The sequence below is a fragment of the Clostridium cellulovorans 743B genome, from assembly GCF_000145275.1.
Classification (GTDB): Bacteria; Bacillota; Clostridia; order Clostridiales; family Clostridiaceae; genus Clostridium_K; species Clostridium_K cellulovorans.
This window is the reverse complement of record NC_014393.1, coordinates 4865560-4886258: the sequence shown is the minus strand read 5'-3', so window position 1 is coordinate 4886258 and position 20699 is coordinate 4865560. Positions and strand designations below refer to the sequence as shown.

13 protein-coding genes are annotated in these 20699 nt (G+C 32.5%); 8 read left to right on the top strand and 5 right to left on the bottom strand.

Annotated features, from left to right (window positions below; genetic code table 11):
* Positions 1–143: 143 nt before the first annotated feature.
* Positions 144–3851: an Ig-like domain-containing protein gene (locus CLOCEL_RS20275; RefSeq protein ID WP_010074065.1), complete on the bottom strand. Its 3708-nt coding sequence runs from the start codon at positions 3849–3851 to the stop codon at positions 144–146.
* Between the two features lie 841 nt (positions 3852–4692).
* Between CLOCEL_RS20275 and CLOCEL_RS20270 the strand changes: the two genes are divergently transcribed.
* On the top strand, positions 4693–5721 hold the full coding sequence (locus CLOCEL_RS20270) for a substrate-binding domain-containing protein (RefSeq protein ID WP_010074064.1): 1029 nt from the start codon (positions 4693–4695) through the stop codon (positions 5719–5721).
* Positions 5722–5809: 88 nt separating this feature from the next.
* Here CLOCEL_RS20270 and CLOCEL_RS20265 read toward each other — a convergent pair whose 3' ends face one another.
* From CLOCEL_RS20265 to CLOCEL_RS20255, 3 genes are all read right to left on the bottom strand, one after another.
* On the bottom strand, positions 5810–6931 hold the full coding sequence (locus CLOCEL_RS20265) for an acyltransferase family protein (RefSeq protein ID WP_010074063.1): 1122 nt from the start codon (positions 6929–6931) through the stop codon (positions 5810–5812).
* Positions 6932–7196: 265 nt separating this feature from the next.
* Entirely contained in the window at positions 7197–8789 is a 1593-nt protein-coding gene (locus CLOCEL_RS20260; protein WP_010074062.1) for an ABC-F family ATP-binding cassette domain-containing protein, read from the bottom strand.
* A gap of 138 nt (positions 8790–8927) precedes the next feature.
* The gene (locus tag CLOCEL_RS20255) at positions 8928–9443 is read right to left on the bottom strand and encodes a ferritin family protein (RefSeq protein WP_010074061.1); all 516 of its coding nucleotides are present in this window, start codon (positions 9441–9443) and stop codon (positions 8928–8930) included.
* Positions 9444–9795: 352 nt separating this feature from the next.
* Here CLOCEL_RS20255 and CLOCEL_RS20250 point away from each other — a divergent pair, with 352 nt between their 5' ends.
* Positions 9796–10731: a ketopantoate reductase family protein gene (locus CLOCEL_RS20250; RefSeq protein ID WP_010074060.1), complete on the top strand. Its 936-nt coding sequence runs from the start codon at positions 9796–9798 to the stop codon at positions 10729–10731.
* Positions 10732–11040: 309 nt separating this feature from the next.
* On the opposite strand, the gene CLOCEL_RS20245 is transcribed toward CLOCEL_RS20250, so the two are convergent.
* On the bottom strand, positions 11041–12207 hold the full coding sequence (locus CLOCEL_RS20245) for an aspartate aminotransferase family protein (protein ID WP_010074059.1): 1167 nt from the start codon (positions 12205–12207) through the stop codon (positions 11041–11043).
* A gap of 264 nt (positions 12208–12471) precedes the next feature.
* On the opposite strand from CLOCEL_RS20245, the gene argC reads away from it, so the two are divergent.
* From argC to CLOCEL_RS20215, 6 genes are all read left to right on the top strand, one after another.
* Positions 12472–13509, top strand: a complete 1038-nt coding sequence (gene argC, locus CLOCEL_RS20240) for an N-acetyl-gamma-glutamyl-phosphate reductase (protein ID WP_010074058.1) — start codon at positions 12472–12474, stop codon at positions 13507–13509.
* An 11-nt stretch (positions 13510–13520) separates the two neighbouring features.
* Complete coding sequence (argJ, locus tag CLOCEL_RS20235) at positions 13521–14738, top strand: bifunctional glutamate N-acetyltransferase/amino-acid acetyltransferase ArgJ (RefSeq protein ID WP_010074057.1); 1218 nt, start codon at positions 13521–13523, stop codon at positions 14736–14738.
* 48 nt (positions 14739–14786) lie between these two features.
* Complete coding sequence (locus CLOCEL_RS20230; protein WP_010074056.1) at positions 14787–15872, top strand: carbamoyl phosphate synthase small subunit; 1086 nt, start codon at positions 14787–14789, stop codon at positions 15870–15872.
* A complete protein-coding gene (gene carB / locus CLOCEL_RS20225) occupies positions 15853–19083 on the top strand; it encodes a carbamoyl-phosphate synthase (glutamine-hydrolyzing) large subunit (RefSeq protein WP_010074055.1) in 3231 nt (1076 codons plus the stop codon). Before CLOCEL_RS20230 ends, carB begins: the two co-directional genes overlap by 20 nt.
* Positions 19076–20005 (top strand): ornithine carbamoyltransferase, encoded by a 930-nt coding sequence (argF, locus tag CLOCEL_RS20220; RefSeq protein WP_010074054.1) that lies wholly within the window; start codon positions 19076–19078, stop codon positions 20003–20005. The genes carB and argF overlap by 8 nt, the downstream gene beginning before the upstream one ends.
* Positions 20006–20240: 235 nt before the next feature.
* Complete coding sequence (locus CLOCEL_RS20215) at positions 20241–20696, top strand: hypothetical protein (protein ID WP_010074053.1); 456 nt, start codon at positions 20241–20243, stop codon at positions 20694–20696.
* Positions 20697–20699: the final 3 nt, after the last annotated feature.

Here is a 20699-nt window from a genome sequence, read left to right as displayed (position 1 = left end):
TATTACAAATTGTTTATTTAGATACTTTGTAACGTTATTAATAGAATAAAAAAGGCCAGAGGAGAAGTCCTCTGGCAAATTTATGTTTATAAGGTGTAAGTAAGTGGCAACAAGCCAGTTACTTATAATAATCTATGAAGATTCTATTTAGAATTTTGCTTTCTTCTTGAAAGTACAAAGAAGGCTGCTCCAGTTATAAATAGAAGTACTCCTAAAGTCATTAATACTGATGTATCTATTGCGGATCCAGTTTGAGGTAGATTTATAGCATCAGTTTTAGGTTGCTCTGCTGCATCAGTTTTAGGAACTATTGTAGCAGATGTTTTTTCAACTGCAAAGTAATCACTGCAGTGGTTTAGATTTATGGTTATATAGCCATTTGCATCTACAACTGAGTCTGCAATATATTCGCAAGAGTCTTTATCTTCAAAATATCTGTAGACATTAACTGTTTTGCCTGCAAGGTTTTTACCTACAAATACAGAGGTTCTAGCGTTGCTTGGAAGAGGACCATCATGGTTAAATGAAAATGGTACTATTGATAGATCATTTCCTAAAATAGCTTTAGCCTTTGCAAGTTCTTTAGCTTGTAAAGCACTACTTACAGATTTTAATGAAAAATCAATATCGTTAGCAACGGAAATATCAATTCCTTCGCCATTAAATTCCCATGTTACATTGTCAGCGAATATGGTAACAATCTTTTTCTTGCCTTTAAGTGCATTGAATACGTCCTTTGATACAACAGGGTTATTCTTTGCATTAATGTGGATACAGATTATATTTGAATCATTTAAACTTTGTAGTATTTTATTGATATCATTGTCTAATTCAATAACTAATCCAAGACTTCCCAACACTGTAAGGGTTAAGGAAACTTCTTTATCGTAGCCTTTAACAGTTCCTTTAAATGTATAAATTCCTGCTTTACTAGTGTCTACTGAGGCTGGAGTCCAAGTAACTGCAACAGCTTTTGTAGTACCGTCGCTATATTTTGCAGTAACTGTTGATGGTAAACTATAAGGTTGTCCTACATTAACTGTTTTAGTTATATTATCAATTGAAGTAAGTTCAGCTACTCTTGTATAAGTCATATCTGTTCCAAATGGAGAAGCTGGTAGACCTTCTTTGTTATAAAGGTTAGTAACTGGTGAGTTAGCCCATCCAAATCTTACTACCTTAGGATCTGGTACTTTACTTGATGAAACTATAACGGAATCACCACTAATTACAGCATCGGCTAAATAGAAGACATTATCAGATCCTGCAATAGCAAAGCCTGTTAATTTACCATCTTTAACTTCTTGAACAGGGTTTAATCCTTCTTTTGAACCAACCATTAAGCCACTGCCTATTGAGTCGAAGTTTATCTTTATAGAAGTTCCTTCTATAGACATTGATTTATAGATAGGCCCAGAATAAACAATATCTTTGCCGTAAACTTTCTTTTCAGCACTTAAGGCTGTTCTGAATCCAACATCTTGTTTATTAGTTGGATGTAAGTTATTTGGATCTCCAATATCTGTGATAACAGCTAAACCAACATTTTCATCATTTAGCGTAGTTTTTAGTTGAGCATCACGAATTTCTGCTAATCCATTTCCTGGTTGAACAGCATTTGTTTCAGATTGAAGATCAGCAAAACCTGGTAGTTGAACAAGGATAAATGGAAGGTCTTTTACATTAAAGTTTTTACGCCAATCAGCAATAAGATTAGGTAATAATCTTTCATAGCTTGCATCTCCCCAGTTACTTTCTCCTTGATACCAAAGTACACCTTTTAATCCATATGGAGCAACTGGTGCAATCATTCCATTATAAAGAACATTTGGGGAAGATGTTGCATCAATTTCAGTAGAACATGATTTGATTGCATTTGAAGCAGCAACATATTCAGGGATGTTTTGTAAACTTTCGTAGCTAGTCCATTGTTCTGCTCTAGTTCCTCCTTCAGCAGCAAAAACTACTCCAATTGGAACATTTAGATCAGTAGTTAATTTTCTAGCGAAGAAATATGCAACTGCTGATAAGTTGCCACTTGTACTAGGTGAACAAACCTTCCAGCCTTGTGCATTATCAATGTTTGAAAGAGGCACATAGCTTGTTTTCACAGGTACTGTATAGTAACGAATATTTGGATAGTCTGAATTTTTTATTTCATTTTCAGAATCTAAGGTTCCAGTTAGTTGGAATGCCATGTTAGATTGACCAGAACATAGCCATACATCACCAAAAAGAACGTCAGTCATATTTGTAGTAGTAGTTCCGTCTGAAACAGATATGTCATAAGGACCTCCTGCTGGATATGTTCCTATGCTTATCTTCCATTTTCCTTCAGAATCTGTAATTCCAGTGAAGGTTTTTGTACCTACTTTTACTGTTATATTTGTATTAGGTTTATCCCAACCCCATAGAGCATTTTCTATGTCTCTTTGAAGAACCATACCGCTACCAAAGACTTGATTAACTAAAGGTTTGTTTTCATATGCTGGTAGGGCAGTGTACTTAATTATTTGTTCAGCTTGTTGATCAACAGTTGTAGCTGTACCACGAGCAGTAACTTTTACTTCATAATCACCAGCAGCTCCTGGAACCCATATACAAGATAACTTGTTGGAATATGGACTTATTTCTTGCCAATCACCGCCAACTTTTCTTGATAGGAATCTATATTGTGCTGCATCATCTGCTATTGCAGTAAAGGTAACAGGTATATCGTAAGCTTGAGAACTTGTAGTATCAGATGATAAACTTACTTGTCCAACTTGTTTTCCATCGCCACCTACAAAGCGAACATTATCAACAGCTATCCAACCCCAACTGTTGCCAAGTGAGAAGACATTTTTTCCAGCAGAAAGATATTGAGGACTTAATATAACATTTTTCCATTCACTCTGAGCTTCTGGAAAAGAACAATCTTTTAGTAGTGCGCCATTAAGGTATACAGGATTAATTTTAGCACCACCATAAGTTTTGTATTTCATTATTATTAGATATGAACCACTAACTTGTATATCAGCAGTTAAATCCATTCTATCTGTACCGCTATCAAGACCATTAACATAAGCTCCACCTGAAGCACCACTATCTGGAGTAACGGTTAATCCTGTTAGTACTCCATTTTCAGCTTCAACAGTAATATCATCTTTTCCTGTTTTTGAAGGAGTATTCCCTGGTATATATCCACCTTTAGATAGTGCTATATTATCTAAATATATTGGACCACAGTATGTTGTATTAACAGCTGCTATTTTAATTATAAAACGATAGAAGGTTTTATCTGTTAAACTATCCAAAGTAGAAGTTTTTGAACGAGTTATATGTATTTTGTTGTAATCATTTCCATTTATAGTTATTTTTTCGCCAGTAGTAACATCAATTCCCCCATAATTAGCAACGAATAAATCGTCCTTCCATGCCCAACTTGAATCCATACCTGCTGTAGCAACTGTTAGTTTGCTTGTAAAATCACTTTGGACAAATAAATCATAGTCAAGGGTATCGTAAGATGAAAAGTCCTTTGCAGATGAACCTAGGTTTACTATAACACTTGCGTCATCCCAAGTCTTGCCTGTAAAATTAGCATTAATTTTTAATGCTCCGCTATTACCATCTTGTTTTAAATCCTGACTGTATTCTACTGGTGCGCTAGCAGAACTATCAAAAGCACCTCCATTAGCAACTGTATTTAAAACATCCCAACCCATAGTTGTATTGTCTTCAAAAGTGTACAATGTTTTTTCGCTTTCAGCGGCATAGGTTTTTACAGCTGGTGATGAAACCAACGATGTAACAAGAGATGCAGCCATAAGCAAAGAAGCAAATTTTTTCATGTTTAGTCTTTTTAGCATAGCTTGTCCTCCTTAATAAAAATTTAGTTGCTTACAGAACATTGTAAGCAGTGATTTGATTTTAAATCAGATAAGTTTATATATTTTCCTCAACTGCAACCTAATTGAAAAGCTAGACTAAGGTGTTGTTTTAGAAAGTTTATATCAAAAGTCGTCAGATGAGGGAAACATCAGATTATTGGGGTATAGTTATCTGTTTTAGCCTAATGCTTTTTTTATTCTTTAAGGAAATTTGTAGATAAAATAAAAACATAAGTGATAACTAAGATTCGAATAAAAAGTATTAGGTAAAACTTCTTCATAATATTATATATTTTGACTATATTAACTTAAAAAATACTTTTTTTACTCTAATTTTAAGTATACATTTAATAGAATAAAATGTCAATTATACGTTTACAGTTATTATGTTTTGTATAAAACCATTTAAGTAAAATGACACATATAGTGTCGCAGTTTAATTTAATGATTTATTTGAAGGTAATAGGTGGTTTGAAAGCTTTTAATTGACTATAAACCTCTAATAGTTGAAAACTTTTTGTAGATATATCGCTTTTAGTTATAAGATTCTATGGAATAGATAAAAAAGAAGAGATAATAAACTTAGGTATTTTAATAGGAGGTAATTAAGTTTATTTAACTAAAAGTAGCTTATGTTTACTTAAAAGTCTTTTAAATTGACCTAACTATAAAAAATTTAAATAAAATTTGAGAAAAGGGAAATTCATAAATTGTTATCTATGACTTAAATTGATTGACTTTTCAGCTGAATATATTACTATTAAAATATAAATCTAAGGATTAAATTATAGGTTGATACTTACTTTGTTGGAGGATTAGAATGAAAAAAACAGTGACTATGTCCGATATAGCCAAGAAATTAGATGTAAGTACAGTGACTGTTTCAAAAGCTTTGGCTGATAAAGAGGGCGTAAGTGATGAAATACGATCTAAAATTAAGCAATTAGCAAATGAATTGGGGTACAAGTATAATGCATCTTCAAAAACATTAAAAGATGGACAAACTTATAATGTAGGAATCATTATTGCAGAAAGATTTATTGAAGTAGGAGTATCATTCTATTGGGAACTATATAAAAAAGTTGCAGATGAATTGATGAAATTAAACTATTATGTATTATTTGAAATACTAAAACATGATGATGAGCATCAAGTAACAGTGCCTAAGATGATTAATGATAATAAAGTAGATGGTGTTATTGTATTAGGTCAGGTTTCAAAAAGCTATTATAATATGATTAAATCTGTGCCTGTACCTGTAGTTTTTATGGATTTTTATGAGAATGATATTAATCAAGATTTTGTGATAGTAGATAATTTCTATAGCATGTATTTGCTTACTGATTATCTTATAGAAATGGGACATCGTGATATTGGATTTGTTGGTAATAAAAAGGCTACTAGTAGTATTCAAGATAGGTATTTAGGATATCTCAAGGCGTTGATAGAAAATGATATTGATATAGATAGATGCACTCAATGGTATATTAGTGACCGTAGTAATGACAGTGCTAATGTGGAATTTGAACTTACATCAGCACTTCCAACGGCATTTGTCTGCAATTGTGATAACACAGCATATGTTTTGATAAATAAATTAGAGAAACTTGGTTATAAGGTTCCTGAGGATGTATCTGTTGTAGGTTTTGATAATTATCTTACTCCTGTAGCTAATGGTGTTAGATTAACTACAGCGGAAATGGATATGAGAAATATGGCTCAAACGGCAATAGATATTTTGATGAAAAGATTAAGCAAATCAAAGAGTAAGCGAGGTATTAAGCAAATTAGTTGTAAGATAATACTTGGTGATTCTGTTAAAAGGCTAAATGGAAAAGATGATTTCTAAATAAGAAATCATCTTTTCTTGGTATTTCACAGCTTGATTGTGAAAGTAGATGAACTTCCACAATAATTGAAATAAAATCTAGTCTTACTTAAGAAGGATATATTGAATGGGATCTACTGCCTACTCGATTACAAATAGATTTCAACTTATTGGCTAATTTCTTGTGTTGCATTTCAGTGAAAGATGCAAAAAAGGCAGCTAAAAGATTACAGAATATAAATGAAAAAATTAATAGTACAGATGGTGAGATTTTATTCTTCAAGTTGGCAAGTAAATATAAGATTGAGTGATGTGTTAAGTAAAGGGTAAATGAGTAATTTGCCATAAATTGTACTATTGATTTAAATTTATTTGGCACTTCAACAGTGGTTTGTTGACATATGTTTAGCAAAAATAATAATGCACTTGAAATAGAAATTGCAAAAAGTGTATCATAGGCTGATTTTGTTAACATTATTCTGAATGATGAACTAAAGGCAAAGATAAGCAAAAGAATTAGGGAGCGAGATTTGCTTAAATTTTTTATGAAATTTATATTAGTTAAAAGATAAATTGATACACCCATTAGCCACACTAAAGTCAGACTAGTACCGTGAATTGGTAAAATGTTTTTAATAGGAATTGGACTAAAGAGAATTATAAATGCAATATGTATTAGTTTATTTTTTGTTTTTGTTCTCTTAAAAAAGCAGACAATTATTAAATATCCAAACCATAAATAGAGCCACCATTCTATTTGTAAAGTCCAAAGTGGTCTTCCAGAACCAAAGAAATCTATAATAAAGATATTAGATAATCCATTTAGAACTGGGTAATTTTGAAGCATAAATAAGTTACCAATAAAAGTTTTTACATTAAATGAATTGTTATGGATGTATCCAGTAAATAGATATTTATTGAAAAGATCTATTATGATTATTAAAAATATTGATGGAACTAATGCTGAGTATATTCTTGAAAATCTTTCTATAAAATAGTCTTTGAAAAAGTATTGTTTATTATTGCTTTTATTAAAAATTGAATAGGATATTAGAAAACCTGACAATATAAAAAATAGTATTACAGCAATATTTTGCATATAAGGAAAATGTGGTGGTTTTAATATGTCAAGTACGTTAAAAAAGTTTAAGCCATGGCCAATTAAAACTAATTCAGCGGCTACGACTCTTATTAAGTTTAGAGTAAATGAACTTGAAGATGATAATTTCATATAATAAGCTCCTTGAGTAAAGAATTTGTTTAACTTAGGTTATGGACAAATAATCCAGAAGTCCTAACATGAGAGGTAGAGGTTGATAAGTCTAATTATATAACAAATTATGAAAAAAAATTCCATAGTAATCAGTGTAAAACCTTCATATTGAGGAAAGGACAAAGTTATAGATTGCATGTCCAAATTGTGATAGTGTTAATTTAAAAATAGATGATTAAAGATTACATAAAGGCTATAGCAGTTGGTGCTATAGCCTTAGATTTTATAGTTGGTTCTTAAATTCTAAGTATTCGTCGTATGTCATAACCTTATCGATAGTTCCGTCTTCAGTAATTTCGATAATTCTGTTTGCTATAGTTTGCACGAATTGATGGTCATGAGAAGTGAATAGTAAGTTGCTCTTGAAATCTCTTAAACCATTGTTTACAGCTGTTATTGATTCAAGGTCTAAGTGGTTTGTAGGTTGATCAAAAAGTAATACGTTAGCACTGCTAAGCATCATTTTTGATAGCATACATCTTACTTTTTCTCCTCCTGATAATACGGAAGCTTCTTTTAAAGCTTCATCTCCAGAGAATAACATTCTTCCAAGGAAGCCTCTTAAATAGCTTTCAGATTTTTCTTCTGAATATTGTCTTAGCCAATCAACAAGGCTTAAGTTGGAGTTTTCAAAGAATTCATTGTTATCCTTAGGGAAGTATGCAGTAGTTATAGTAACACCCCATTTAAATTCTCCGCTGTCTGGTTCCATTTCACCCATTAGGATTTTGAATAGGGTGGTGATTGCTATTTCATTATTGCCTACAAAAGCAATTTTATCATCTTTATTAACTATGAAGGAAACATCATTTAAGACTTTAACACCATCGATAGTCTTAGAGATTCCGTCTACTCTTAAAATATCATTTCCAACTTCTCTTTCTGGTTTAAAGCCTACGAAAGGATATCTTCTGCTTGATGGTTGAATGTCATCAAGATTGATTTTATCAAGAAGTTTTTTACGAGAAGTAGCTTGCTTTGATTTTGAAGCGTTAGCACTAAATCTAGCGATAAATTCTTGTAATTCCTTAATTTTTTCTTCTTTCTTTTTATTTTGATCCTTAGCCATTTGAAGAGCTAGCTGGCTTGATTCATACCAGAAATCATAGTTACCAACATATAATTTAATCTTACCAAAGTCAACATCTGCCATTGTAGTACAAACGCTATTCAAGAAGTGTCTGTCATGGGATACTACGATAACTGTACCTTCGAAGTTGATTAAGAACTCTTCTAACCAGTTGATGGATTTAATATCTAAATGGTTTGTAGGTTCGTCAAGAATAAGGATACCAGGGTTTCCAAAAAGTGCTTGTGCGATTAATACCTTCACTTTTTCTCCACCATCTAGTTCTGAAACTTTTTTATCATGAAGATCTGTTGTTATGCCTAGACCTTGAAGTAATGTAGAAGCTTCAGACTCTGCTTCCCAACCGTTTAAGTCAGCAAATTCGCCTTCTAACTCAGATGCTCTTATTCCGTCTTCATCGTTGAAATCAGGTTTAGCATATAGTGCGTCTTTTTCATTCATTATTTCATAAAGTCTTGCATTACCCATTATTACAGTTTCAAGTACAGGGAACTCATCGTATTCGAAATGGTTCTGTTTTAATACAGACATTCTTATTCCTTTTGGAATACTTACTTCACCAGTGTTAGGTTCAATTTCTCCAGATAAAATCTTTAAAAATGTACTCTTACCAGCGCCGTTTGCACCTATTACACCATAGCAGTTGCCAGGAGTAAATTTAAGATTTACGTCTTCAAATAATTTTCTGTCACCGTATCTCAGACTTACATTAGTTACTGTTATCACGTATTTCATTCCTCACTTTTCTTATCATTATCATTTGGTCATTATAACACATAGATAGTTACAATTCAAAATTCTAACCTTATTATACATTAAAATAATGCATATTTATAACAAAAGTTTAAATATGCATTATTTTTTCTATATGAGAGGTCCGTATTTATCCTTATCTAAAAGAATTAAAGCTCTAGTTAATTCTTCAACATGTTCCTTTTCATCCGAAGTAACTTCTTTTATAAGTTTGAATAAAGCTTTATTTTGCGTATTACTTAAGAAATCCTCGTATAAAATAATTGCTTCAAACTCTCCTTTTATAGCTTCTCTAATATAGGTAAGCAGTAAACTTCTATTTTCTTTTCCGCCAGAATAGTCTTTATAAGAATGTTTTGCTGATATTTTAATGTGTTCAGCCATATCTTTTGATAAATTTTCTTGCTCTGAGTCGATAGTTCTTAGAGCTTGTAGAAATAGACCGTAATGTTCTTTTTCTTCCTTCATTATATGGTGAAAGATATCCCTCACTTCTTTGTTTTCAGTAAAAGTTAAAAAGTGATTATAATCATTTATTGCTACGATTTCAGCCACTAACCCTTCTCTAAGAAAAGTTTCATCATTTTTCAAGATACCTTGGGGTTGTCTATTCGTTGTATAACTCATAAATACTCCTAAAATATTAATCCTATGAACCTATAAGAAGTCAATTATCTCTTTAAGGGTTCTTATAAAGTATATGTGAAGTTGGGAGAAATATTAAAGATATGTAAACTGATATCTCACCAACAAGGCTTTAAAGGATTTGATATTGAAGTTAGAATATAGATATTTCTCTTGGTGAAAAATAGCAAGAAACGTAAATATATTTTGCAAATTCAATTACACAATATTGAATTAATGATAGAATATACAAGTGGGTGATTTTACTAGGTAAATACCTATCAAGGTAAAAAATAACTGCTTATTAGGGTTTTATAACTATTACCACTGGAGATATAAATAAGGGGTTGAAGTAATGAAAAATGTTGCATTTATTGGAGTTGGTGGTGTTGGTGGTTATTTTGGGGGCAAAATGGCACAATTACTAGTTGATGCAGAAAGAAATTTAAAGATATATTTTGTTGCTAGGGGAAATCACCTAGAGGTAATACAAAAAAACGGGTTAACATTAATCACCAAGCAAGAAGGTACGATGAAGTGTGTACCTACTATGGCAACAGATAGACTTGAAGAATTGCCTATACTAGATATTTGTTATATTTGTGTAAAACAATATGACTTAGATGATACATTAATAAGACTTGTACCTAAGATGGGCGATAATACAAAGATTATACCATTGTTAAATGGAATTGATATTTATGAAAGAATACGAAAGATTATAAAGAATGGTGTTGTTTTTCCAGCTTGTGTTTATGTTGGAACTCATATTAAGGAACCTGGCATTGTTGAACAGAATGGAGGAGCATGCACGATAATATTCGGCAAAGATCCTAAAAATACAGTAGTAGATGCTACTGATGTATGTGAACTCATGGATAGAGCGAATATTCAGTATAGCTATAGTAGTGAATATACTAAAGAAATTTGGAGCAAATATATTTTTATAGCAGCATATGGACTAGTGACAGCTAGTGAGAATAAGACATTAGGACAAGTCTTTAAAGATGAAGATAGTAGTAAAAAAGTCAAAGGGATAATGAAAGAAATAGTTGAGATAAGCAAAAAAGAAGAGGTAAATCTTCCGGAAAATATAATAGAATCAGCGTATAATAAGGCAAGGAATTTCCCTTATGAAGCAAAAACATCCTTCCAAAGAGATTTTGAATTGAAAGACAAGAAAGATGAAAGAGAATTATTTGGACAAACACTAATAGAATTAGCAGCAAAGTATGATCTGCCTATTCCATTTATTTGTACCGCCTATGAGAAGATAAATTCTATTGGATAAATTTTGTTTTAGAAATGTAAAATTGGAATTTGGGACTTTCAAAATATCGGCTAACTATAATTATAAACTTTTAACTTATAAATATTTAAGTTAAAAATATTTACATTAGTAATTGCTATGGAAAAGAATTAAGAGTAAATTAAAGAGACTGAATCTTGTAAAATACAAGATTCAGTCCTAGATAGTTACTTAATAAAAGCTGTTTAATATTTTGGGTTCAATCCATTGTGGATATGGTTCAAACAATACTAAGGATAGTATAAGTTTTACACCTTATAAATAAGTTTGCGTTAACTTTTAATACTAGACCTAAAACTCAGCAAACACCTTATCTAATAATTCAATTGCAGCATCGATTTCTGCTTCTGTTACATTTAGAGGAGGTAATAATCTTACAACATTGTTGTTAGCATAGATTACTAGAAGTCCTTTCTCTAAAGCCTTTGTCATAAATTCCTTTGGACTTCCTTCTAATTTAAAGCCTATTAATAGCCCCATACCTTTGATCTCTGATATCTTAGAAGGATATTTTTCTTTTAATTCTAAAAGTTTACTCTTCATGTATTCTGACTTTGCATCTACACCTTTGATTACACCATTATTTATAAGTTCATCTAATACAGCACAGGCAACTGAGCAAACAAATGGGTTTCCACCGTAAGTAGTTCCGTGGTCACCAGGTACAAGAACGTTTGAAGTTTTTTCGTTTGCAATGAAAGCTCCGATTGGAACTCCACCACCTAAAGCTTTAGCTATACAGATAACGTCTGGGATAATTCCGAATTTTTCATAAGCGAATAAAGTTCCAAGTCTTCCGATACCACATTGAACTTCATCGAAAACAAGTAAAGCATCGTTTTTCTCACAAAGGTCTTTAGCTGTTTGTAAGAATTCCATTGAGCAGGCACTAAGACCACCTTCACCTTGAACTGGTTCTAAAATAATTCCGCAGACCTTTTCTGTGAACTTAGATTTTAAATCTTCAACTGAGTTAAACTCTACCATTACAGTATTGGGGATTATAGGCATAAATGGTTTCTGATATGCAGGTTGGCCTGTTATTGAAATAGCACCCATAGTTCTTCCGTGGAAAGAGCCAGAAAGATATAGGATTACATCTTTATCTTCACTTTGAGTTTTTCCGTACTTTCTGCAAAGCTTCATTGCTCCTTCAAGAGCTTCTGCTCCACTGTTTGTGAAAAATACACTTTCGTGATCAGAGTTTTTAGTTAATATATCTGATAATTTTATGTTGTATTCATTCCAATAATAATTTGAAACATGCATAAGTTTTTCGCTTTGAGCTTTAATAGCATTTACGATAACTGGATGGCTATGGCCAAGACAGTTTACAGCGATTCCGCTTACAAAGTCTAAGTATTCTTTACCTTCTGTATCATATAATTTTGTCCCAATACCTTTTTCGAAGATTATATCAGCACGACCGTAAGTGTTCATTACATGGTTTTTTATCATTATTCATACCTCCTAAGTAAAACAAGTTGAAAGCAAAAAGTGCTCTAAGCTTATTTTTATACAATTATTATACATCATTTATGCAGTTGTCCATACATACAAAGTCTAACTATTGAAGCTAACATTTTATAAGATACAATAATTATACGACCCCTATAATAAATATACAATATATTTTTATAAATATTCATAAATAACCTTGACTTTCGTCACTAGATAGTGCATTATTATACTAGTTGATTAATAATTTCGGAGGTGCGATTGATGATAAATGCAGGGATAATTGGAGCAACAGGCTATGCAGGAGAACAGCTTGTATGGATTTTAAACAATCACAAGGATGTGAATATAGTTTATCTTACTGCTCATAATTATGCGGGAATGTCCTTTGATGATGTATACAGTAATTTTAGAGGATTTATAAATCAAAAGTGTATAGATTTAAAGGAAGCTACAGAAAGATTAGATGAGGTAGATGTCTTATTTGTAGCATTACATCAAGGTGGTGCCTTTGAAATAGCAAAAGAAGCTATGAAGAAAGGAATCAAGATTATAGATCTTGGACCAGATTTCAGAATTAAGGACGTTAACTGTTATGAGGAATGGTATAAGATAGATCACAATGCGGCAGAGCTTTTAGACGAAGCTGTGTACGGCTTAGTGGAATTAAATAGAGAAGATATTAAAGGAAAAGCTTTAATTGCAAATCCAGGTTGTTATCCAACAGCTACAGCTTTAGGACTAGCACCATTAGTTAAAAATGGATTAGTAGAGCTTAAATCAATAATAGTAGATGCTAAATCAGGAATATCAGGAGCTGGAAGAGGAGCAAATATACAAAATCTATATTGTGAAAGTAGTGAATCCTTTAAGGCATATGGGGTTACCACTCACAGGCACACTCCAGAGATTGAACAACAGTTATCAGCACTTGCAGGAGACGAAGTAATTATATCCTTTACACCACATCTTGTGCCAATGGCAAGAGGTATATTATCAACATGCTATGCACAACTTAAAAAGGATATGACAACAGAAGAAATTCTTGATTTTTATAAAGAATTCTACAAAGATGAGAAATTCGTAAGAGTTATAGATGGATTCCCAGAAACTAAATGGGTTAAGGGATCAAACCTTTGTGATATCGGAGTAAGAGTTGATAAAAGAACAAATAGAGTAATAGTAATGTCTGCAATAGACAATTTAATTAAGGGAGCTGCAGGGCAAGCAGTACAAAATATGAACCTAATATTTGGATTAGAAGAAACTGAAGGCTTAAATTTCATGCCGATGTTTCCATAGGAGGAATTAAGATGAAAATAGTAACTGAAAAAACAATTACAGATATAAAAAATATAAAAGCAGCTGGATTTATTTCAGGGTTAAAAAAGAGCGGGAAAAAAGATTTTGCAATTATATATAGTGAGAAAGAAGCTGTGGCTGCAGCAACCTTCACTAAAAATAAAGTTAAAGCAGCGCCAGTGCTTATGGACATGGAACACATTAAATCTGAGAATACTCAGGCAATAGTAATCAACAGTGGTAATGCAAATGCTTGTAATGGAGCACAAGGTTTAGAAGATGCTAAAACTATGGCAAAGGAAGCGGCTACAATATTAAACCTTAAGCCAGAAGAAGTTTTAGTTTCATCTACAGGAAGAATTGGAGTTCCAATGCCTATGGATATTATAAAGGCTGGAATAGTTAAAGGTTGTGCAGAACTTTCTTATCAAGGTGGAGGTGATGCTGCTGAAGCGATAATGACTACAGATACTTTCCCTAAGAGCATTTTTGTAGAAACTGAAATCGGTGGAAAGGTTGTTTCAATCGGAGCTATTGCAAAGGGTTCAGGTATGATTCACCCAGACATGGGAACAATGCTTGGATTCATAGTAACTGACGTAAATATCTCTAAAGAATTACTTTCAAAGGCATTAAAAGCAACTGTTAATGATTCTTATAACATGGTATCCGTTGATGGAGATACAAGCACAAATGACACAGTAATCGTACTTGCAAACGGAGCAGCTGAAAATACAAAGATTACAGAAGAAAATGAAGACTATTTAAAATTTAAGGAAGCATTAGAATTTGTAAATAAGGATTTAGCGAAGAAGATTGCAAAGGATGGCGAAGGTGCAACAAGATTAATCCAATGTGAAATACATAATGCTGCTTCTGATTTAGATGCGAGAACTTGTGCAAAGTCTGTTATCACTTCAAGCTTAGTTAAAGCAGCTTTCTTTGGTGGAGATGCTAACTGGGGAAGAATAATGTGTTCATTAGGATACTCAGGTGCAAATCTTGATCCAAACAAGATTGATATTGGTTTTGTAGATGGTGATAGAGTTGTTAAAATCGTAGAAAACGGCTTTGAAACAAATTTTGATAAAGAAGAAGTTCATCAAATTATATTAAGAGATGAAGTTTATATAGATATCGACTTAAAAGATGGCAAAGCAGGAGCTGTTGCTTGGGGTTGTGATTTAACATATGGATATGTTGAAATAAATGGAACTTATGAACTGTAAGAAATAATCTGATAATGAAAAAATCAAGAGTCTATGAGGAGGGGTACCATGGAAGGAATGTTAGTATTAGAGAATGGCAGTGTATATAATGGAAGATTTTTAGTTGAGCCAAAAGGTGATGGCCCTGTTGTTGGAGAGGTTGTATTTAATACTTCCATGACCGGTTATCAAGAGATTTTGACGGATCCATCTTATTGTGGGCAGATTATAACTTTGACATACCCTTTAATTGGGAACTATGGGGTTCACGAGATTTTTAATGAAAGTAAAAAGGTTCATGCATCAGGGTTCATAGTAAATCAAATCTTTGAGTGTGAGGATAACGGTATCGTAGAATTCTTAAAGGAAAGAGAAATTCCTGTTTTTGCAGGGATTGATACAAGAAAACTTGTTAAAGAGATAAGAGAGCAAGGAACCTTAAAAGGTTATTTTATCTCTAAAGAGAACAAGGACGATATTGATTTTAATAATTCAAATGGAGTGTTTGGTAGTGAAGTAGATTCGGTATCCACTAAGGAAATATACACACTAAAATGTGAAAACCCTATGTACGATGTAGTGTTAGTGGATTTTGGATTTAAGGCTAGTATAGCCACTGAATTATTAAAGAGAAATTGTAATGTAACTGTAGTGCCTTTTGACACAGATGCTGATACAATAATGAGTTTTAATCCACAAGGAATTCTACTTAGTAACGGCCCTGGAGATCCAAAGGATATTGTGGAAGAAACATCATTTATAAAGGAACTTTTAGGGGAAGTTCCTATAATGGGTATATGTCTTGGACACCAACTTCTAGCTCTACATTTAGGTGGAGATACCTTTAAATTAAAGTATGGACACAGAGGTGGAAATCATCCTGTTCAAGATATCGCGTCAAAGAAAGTTTGGATAACTTCTCAAAATCATGGTTATAGTGTTGATCCAAGCTCATTACCAAAGAACGTTAAAATAACTCATATAAATTTAAATGATGGAACTGTAGAAGGTTTAAGCTGTGAAGAGTATTCTGCTTTCTCAGTTCAGTTCCACCCAGAAGCATCTCCAGGTCCAAAAGAAGGAGAAGAATTCTTTAACGATTTTATAGAACTTATAGAAAAAGGGGCTTATATATATGAAAAAATCAGAGCTTAAAAAGGTACTGATAATTGGCTCTGGCCCTATCATCATAGGTCAGGCAGCGGAGTTCGATTATTCAGGAACTCAAGGATGTAAAGCACTAAGAGAAGAAGGAATAGAAGTTATACTATTAAATAGTAATCCAGCTACAATAATGACAGACTTTAAAGTAGCTGACAGGGTTTATATAGAACCTATGACTTTGGAAGCTTGTGAGGAAATAATAAAGAAGGAAAGACCTCAAGGCATAATAGCAACCTTAGGTGGTCAAACTGCTTTAAATTTAGCTTGCCAGCTTTCAGAGAGTGGGATATTAGAAAAGTATAATGTTAAGTTACTTGGAACCTCTGTTGAGACTATAGAAATGGCCGAAGACAGAGAAAAATTCAAGAAGCTTATGGAAGATATAAAGGAACCTATGGCAGAAAGTGAAATTGTTACTACAATAGAGGCTGCTTTAAATTTTGCTAAAACTATAGGATATCCAGTTATCGTAAGACCTGCTTATACCCTTGGTGGTACAGGTGGTGGTATTGCAGATAATGAAGAACAATTAAAAGAGATAGCGCATAGCGGAATAGCCTTAAGTCCTATTGGTCAAATTCTTGTTGAAAAAAGTTTGCTTGGATATAAAGAAATTGAATATGAAGTTATGAGAGATAGTGTTGGTACATGTATCACTATTTGTAACATGGAAAACATAGATCCAGTAGGCGTGCATACTGGAGACAGCATAGTTGTTGCACCAACACAAACCTTAAATGATGAGCAATATCATCTTTTAAGAACAGCTTCTCTTAAAATTATAGATAATCTAAAAATAGAGGGAGGATGTAACGTTCAGTTTGCATTATCTCCTTATGATAATAGTTATTACGTTATAGAAGTTAATCCTAGAGTTAGTAGATCCTCAGCCTTAGCTTCAAAGGTAACAGGCTACCCAATAGCAAAGGTTGCGGCGAAAATAGCTATTGGATACTCTTTATTTGAAATAATAAATCCTATCACAAAGAAGACTGCTTGCTTTGAGCCAGCTCTTGATTATGTAGTGGTAAAAGTTCCAAAGTGGCCTTTTGATAAGTTTGTAGAGGCTGATGATACTCTTGGAACTCAAATGAAGGCTACAGGAGAAGGAATGGCAATAGATACAACCTTCGAGGCAGCATTTATGAAGGCAGTATATTCTTTAAATATGAAGCTGAAGGAAACTGATTTTGGCTTAGAAAGAATATATGAGGAATTAAAAGTTCCTACTAGCAATAGAATACTTTGGCTTATGAAAGCCCTTGAACTTGGAGTTTCTAAGGAAAAGATACAAGAGATTACAAAAATAACTCCTTGGTTCTTGGATAAGTTTATGAACATCATTAATCATAAAAAGAAGTTAGAGCAATGTGGAACTGAAATTCTTAAGGAAGATAATCTGAAGCTTTTAACAATTGCTAAGGTTCTTGGAATATCCGATGAAGAGATAGGTGATTGCACTAAAGTTTCTTGGGAGAAAATCCGTGAATATAGAAAAGAAAAAGCAATAATGCCTACTTACAAGATGGTAGATACTTGTGCAGGGGAGTTCTACTCTGATACTCCATATTATTACTCAAATTATGGTATGGAAACAGAAGCAGTAGCTTCATCTGGTCATAAGGTTATAATACTTGGTTCTGGTCCTATTAAAATTGGCCAAGGCATTGAATTCGACTATGCTTGCGTTCACTGTGCAATGGCACTTAAGGAGATGGGCATAGAAGCAATAATGATAAATAATAATCCAGAGACGGTAAGTACTGATTTTGATACTTCTGATAAATTATATTTTGAACCGCTGACTCTAGAAAGTGTTTTAAATATTATAGAAGTAGAAAAACCAATGGGAGTAATTGCTCAATTTGGAGGACAGACTTCTTTAAATTTAGTAGCTGGTCTTCAGCACTTTGGAGTTAATATATTAGGAACTTCTACTGAAAGCTTGGATATTGCTGAAGATAGAAGTAGTTTCGAAGCTTTCCTTGAAAAGCTTGGAATAGAAAGACCTATGGGTAAAACAGCAGTAAATTTAGAAGAAGCAAGAACTGCGATAAAAGAAATAGGCTTTCCAGCATTAATTCGTCCATCCTATGTTATAGGTGGAGAGGCTATGATGATAGTAAGAAATCAAGAACAATTCGAGCATTACATGAGCACTGCTTTAAGAGTTGTTTCTAATGAAGAACCTATTCTTATAGATAAATATATAGAAGGTAAAGAAGTCGAGATAGATGGTATTGGGGCTGTTACAGAAAAGGGCTATGCATTAAAAGTGATTGGTATAATGGAGCATATAGAAAGAGCTGGTATTCACTCTGGAGATAGTATGACTATATATCCTCCGAAAAACTTATCTGAAGTTGTTTTAGAGAAGATTCAAAAGTACTCTAGAGCAATTGCAGATGGGCTAAAGGTTATCGGAATGATAAATATCCAGTATGTAGTTAAGGATGAGCAGGTTTACGTTATAGAAGTAAACCCAAGAGCATCAAGAACAGTGCCAATCTTTAGTAAGGCTACAGGAGTCAATGTTGTAGAAGAAGCTACAAGAGTCATGGTAAATAAAGAACTTGGCAAGATAGTTGATTTTATAGAAGATGGAATGGTTAAAGAACCGAACTTTACGATTGTTAAAGGACCTGTATTCTCATACTTTAAACTTAAAAACGTAAATTCCGTTTTAGGTCCACAGATGAAGTCTACAGGCGAAGTTATGGGCGTAGGAAAAAATGTAGAAGATGCTCTTGCAAAAACTTTTGCAGCTATAGGAAATATAAATGATAAAAATAAAAAAGCTAATTCTATTATTATATCCCTTTATAACAAAGAAGAGCTAACTACCATAACAGATTTATTAAAAGACAAGGGGCTAAATATATACGCTTCAAAGGGAACTTATGAAGCTATAGAAAAAGTTGGTATAAAACCAATAAAAATTATTGATAAAGAAAATACAAAGGCTATTGAAGAACTTGTAAAAAGCGGTGAGATTAAATTCGTAATCAATACTTCTATAGTAACCAAAAATGAAGAGAGTTTTGGTAAAACTTTAAGAAGTGCTTCTATAAATTACGGAATTCCATGTTTCACATGCCTAGATACAGCTATAGAATATATAAAGACTCTTGAGTATTTAAATGACGGAAATAAGCTTCAATACGGTGATTTGAGAGATTATGAGGGGGAAATTTATGAATAAGCATTTAACGTCAATGATAGATTTAACGAAAGAGGACATTTTAGATTTAATACAATTAGGTGAAGATTTAAAATTTAAAAGAAAAAATAATATACCACATAAATATCTAGAAGGAAAAACTCTTGGAATGATTTTTGAAAAAGCATCAACAAGAACTAGAGTGTCCTTCGAAACTGGAATATTTCAACTTGGCGGAGTAGGAGAATTCCTCTCCTCCAATGATCTTCAAATAGGACGAGGAGAACCTATTAAGGATACAGCTAGAGTTTTATCTAGATATTTAGATATAATAATGATTAGAACTTTCAAGGATGAAGTTGTAAAGGAACTTGCTCAATACTCTTCAGTTCCAGTAATTAATGCTCTTACAGATAATGAGCATCCTTGCCAGGTTTTAGCTGACCTTATGACCATAAAAGAATATAAAGGACAACTTCAGGGGTTAAAAGTTGCTTTTATAGGAGATGGAAACAACATGGTGAATTCCTACTTGATTGGTTGTTCCATAATGGGAATGGATATATCTATAGCAAGTCCAGAAGGATATAAGCCAAATGATTTCTATGTAGAAAAAGCAAAAGAATACGCAAAAGCAACAGGTAGTAAAATTGAAATATCTAATTCACCAATAGCAGCAACTAAAGATGCTGATGTTGTTGTAACAGATGTATGGGCTAGTATGGGACAAGAAAGTGAAGCTGCTGAAAGAATAAAAGCATTTAAAGGGTTCCAAGTTAATATGGAATTACTTTCATATGCTAAGAAAGATGCAATGGTTCTTCATTGCTTACCAGCTCATAGAGAAGAAGAGATAACAGATGAAGTTTTAGAAGCTCATGCTAATGAAATATTTGATGAAGCAGAAAACAGACTTCATATTCAAAAAGCTATAATGGTAAAACTAGTTGAAGTAAATTATTAAAATTAGTGATATTATAGAAGAAGGCTAACAGTAGGATAAAATTCTATTGTTAGTCTTTTTATAGAGTGTGTGAAAATTTTACCCTAAAAGTTTTTAGACAGTTTTGGAGAAAATTCTACATAGAAAATTATAAAAATTAATATTAAATTTAAATTTGCAATAGTATTACATAGAATTGATAATGTAGTTAGATAGATGGTATAATTGAATAAAAAAAGGAGAAGAGTGAGTAAATATGGATGCCTACGGACATATACTTAGGGGAATCATAGAAACGATACTATTAGTAGTAGCAAACTTTGTTTTCATTAAGAAAGAGCTAAAACTAAAAGAGTGTCTAAATTTGGTATATATTTTTATGCCTATTAGTATTTTTATTAGATTTTTACCTATCCAGTCAAGTCTTACTACCATTATCAATGCTATAATACAAATTATTGTAATCGCTACCCTATGTAAGATAGAAGTACATAAGGCGATTTTTGGTGTGCTCACAAGTATAACTTGTTTAGCACTAAGTGAGGGCATAAATATTTTGTTTCTTAGACAAGTACTACATTTAAATTTGGAAAATGTGTTCAGTGACCCATTGAAAAAAGAACTATATGGAATACCATCATTAATATTATTTGCGGTGGTTTTACGAATAGTTTATCTGCTTAGAAGAAAAAGAACATCTGTACAAATATAGTAA